This is a genomic window from Sphingopyxis sp. (assembly GCF_036402335.1).
In the GTDB taxonomy this organism is placed as follows: Bacteria; Pseudomonadota; Alphaproteobacteria; order Sphingomonadales; family Sphingomonadaceae; genus Sphingopyxis.
In genome coordinates, this window is the sequence record NZ_DASWTD010000045.1 from 1 (window position 1) to 2,606 (window position 2,606).

The window sequence follows — 2,606 nt, forward strand, 5'->3', positions numbered from 1 at the left end:
ATGGGGAGGGGGACCGCGCGCGGAGCGCGTGGTGGAGGGGCCGCGCCAAAGCCCCTCCGTCAGCGCTTCGCGCTGCCACCTCCCCATGGCTGCGCCACAGGGAGGGTCCGGTTATTACAGTGCCTTCAGCCGCTCCAGCACTTGTGGCACCGTCCCGTTGGCCTCGGCGGTGCGCAGCGGCATGACGTTCTGTACGAGGATTTCCTCCGGCGTCGGTTCGACCGCGAACAGCGTCATCACTTCATCGGCAAAGTCGTCGAGCGGCATATAGCCCTCGCGCGTCGACTGGCCGGGGGTCAGGTCGGTGCGCACCGCCGGCGGCGCCAGCTCGATCACCTCGACCTTGCCTTCCAGCTGGATCCGCAGCGCAACCGAATAGCTGTGCATCGCCGCCTTCGTCGCCGAATAGGTCGGCGCCTTGGGGAAAGGTACGAAGGCGAGGCCCGATGTCACGTTGACGATCGCGCTGTCCGCCTGCACGGCCAGATGGTCGACAAGCGCGTCGATCAGCCGGACCGGGCCGAGGATGTTGGTCACGACGGTTGCCTCCGCCTGCGTCAGGTCGCGCTTCGCGCTGACATCCTCGGCGTTCATGATGCCGGCATTGTTGACCAGCACGTTGAGGTTCGGGAATCGCGCGACGATGTCCTTGGCAAAAGCCGCGATCGCGTCGGCATCGGTGACGTCGAGCGACACCGCCGACATGTTCGGCCGCCCGGCGATCGCGGCCTGCAGCTTTTCGGCATTGCGCCCGGTGACGATGACCTTGTTGCCGGCATCGTGCCAGCGCTGCGCAAGCGCCAAGCCGATACCCGAACCGCCGCCCGTGACGAGGATGGTGTTGCCTGTGGTTTTCATGATGGCCTCCTTTGAGGTGGTGAGAAGGCACAGATATCCCTATACTCTCCAAAAGGAAGAAGGCACCTAAAAGTACCATAGTTACCAAAAAGAGAGATTTGGATTTTCTGCTATGCCTGCACCCGAAAAAATATCCTACGATCCGCACGCGCCGGTCGATCCGCGCGTCGAAACGCTCGTCAACGAACTGATCGGCCGAGTCGCCGACAAATGGACCCTGCTCGTTCTCGAGGAGCTGGAGGATCATGGGACGTGCCGTTTCACCGAATTGTCGCGCCGCGTCCCGGGGATCAGCCAGAAGATGCTGACGCAGACGCTGCGACAGATGGAGCGCGACGGGCTGCTCGTGCGCACGGTGCATCCGGTCGTCCCGCCCAAGGTCGAATATTGCCTGACCGACCTCGGCCACAGCTTGGGTGAAGCCTTTTGCGGCGTGTGGGTCTGGGCGGAGGCCAATCTGGAAAAGGTGGCAAGGGCGCGGATGGCGTTCGACGCGCGGGGGTAAGGACGTGTGGGTTGGGGGATGGTTATCGCCCGGGAGCAGACCTATTCCACATCGTCACCCCGGACTTGATCCGGGGTCCACGACTTCAGCGCTGCGATGGATCCCGGATCAAGTCCGGGATGACGAAGGACTGGAAACGGCCGATGTGAACCCCGGCGAAAGCCGGGGCCCAGTAGCGCCGTGGGGAGATGGGCCCCGGCTTTCGCCGGGGTGCACGAGAGGACAGCTCCCCACCCCAGAACTGCCGCTCCATCGGGGCGCCGGGGGGCTGCCGGGCTGAAAAAAAAGCAAGCCGGGACCATGATCGTGCCCGAATCATGGCCCCGGCTTTGACGGGCCCTGCAACTTGGGTCCGCCGGTCAGTTGCGGATCGAGCTGACCTGGATCAGCTCGCCCCGTGACGCGCTGGCGACCACCACATCGGCCCGCGCCGAGGCGACGCGCTTTGTATCGCGGCGGCACTGCCGCACGTCGTTCTTGCCTTCGATGTCGTAATCGGGTGCCTTGCCGCACACTTCGACGACGGCGCGCCAGATGCGGCGGTCGAGGGTTCGGGTGCCGGCCGCGGTCCGAAGGTCGAGGTCGCGGTGCGCTACGGCGACGCTCGGGTTCGCGGGGGCGGTTTGTGCCGCAACAGGCTGGCCGATCGATACGGTCGCGAGGGCGGCAAGGATCAGAAGCTTTTGCATCTTGTGTCTCCTTCGGCCGGCTGGAGAGGAGGGGAGGAAGCCGGTGGAGCACCAGATAATCGATCGCCTTCGCCAAAAGGAGCAACGATGTTGCGCGACCATTCTGCAAAATTGCAGAATGAGGTGGCGACGATTATGACGCACAAGGCGTCATGTATGATTGGAACGACCTCAAGGCCTTTCTGGCGGTCGCGGAGACGGGTAGCACCCTGTCCGCCGCGCAGGCGATGCGCGTCAGCCAGACGACCGTTGCCCGTCGTATCGCCGCGCTCGAGGAAGCAACCGGGCTCAGCCTCTTCGAACGGCGACAGGCGGGCTATGCGTTGACTCCCGTGGGCGAGGCGATGCTGGCGAGCGCGGTCGCCGTCCGCGAGGCGGCCGACCGCTTCGGCGAAGCGGCGGGAGCCAAGTCGCGCGACGCGGGCGGGACCGTGAGCTTGACGACCATGGAGATTTTCGCGGTCACCGTGCTGCCGCCGATCCTGCGCGACCTTCGTGCCGTGCATCCCGGAATCCATATCCACCTCGACACATCGGACGAGCCGCGCGACCTT

General features: G+C 64.9%; 4 protein-coding genes. 2 read left to right on the forward strand and 2 right to left on the reverse strand.

Annotated features, from left to right (window positions below):
* Positions 1–114: 114 nt before the first annotated feature.
* Positions 115–858: an SDR family oxidoreductase gene (locus VGD20_RS01215; RefSeq protein ID WP_331132706.1), complete on the reverse strand. Its 744-nt coding sequence runs from the start codon at positions 856–858 to the stop codon at positions 115–117.
* Positions 859–970: 112 nt separating this feature from the next.
* On the opposite strand from VGD20_RS01215, the gene VGD20_RS01220 reads away from it, so the two are divergent.
* Complete coding sequence (locus VGD20_RS01220; protein ID WP_331132707.1) at positions 971–1,363, forward strand: helix-turn-helix domain-containing protein; 393 nt, start codon at positions 971–973, stop codon at positions 1,361–1,363.
* Positions 1,364–1,722: 359 nt separating this feature from the next.
* Here VGD20_RS01220 and VGD20_RS01225 read toward each other — a convergent pair whose 3' ends face one another.
* Positions 1,723–2,052, reverse strand: coding sequence for a UrcA family protein (locus tag VGD20_RS01225; RefSeq protein WP_331132708.1), 330 nt, complete (start codon positions 2,050–2,052; stop codon positions 1,723–1,725).
* Between the two features lie 152 nt (positions 2,053–2,204).
* Here VGD20_RS01225 and VGD20_RS01230 point away from each other — a divergent pair.
* Positions 2,205–2,606: LysR family transcriptional regulator (locus tag VGD20_RS01230; protein ID WP_331132709.1), on the forward strand; the 402-nt coding region annotated here is incomplete at its 3' end.

What these genes read in the sequence shown, in the direction of transcription:
- VGD20_RS01220 (WP_331132707.1), top strand. Translation starts at nt 971, where the DNA reads ATGCCTGCACCCGAAAAAATATCCTACGATCCGCACGCGCCGGTCGAT.
- VGD20_RS01215 (WP_331132706.1), bottom strand. Translation starts at nt 858, where the DNA reads ATGAAAACCACAGGCAACACCATCCTCGTCACGGGCGGCGGTTCGGGT.
- VGD20_RS01225 (WP_331132708.1), bottom strand. Translation starts at nt 2,052, where the DNA reads ATGCAAAAGCTTCTGATCCTTGCCGCCCTCGCGACCGTATCGATCGGC.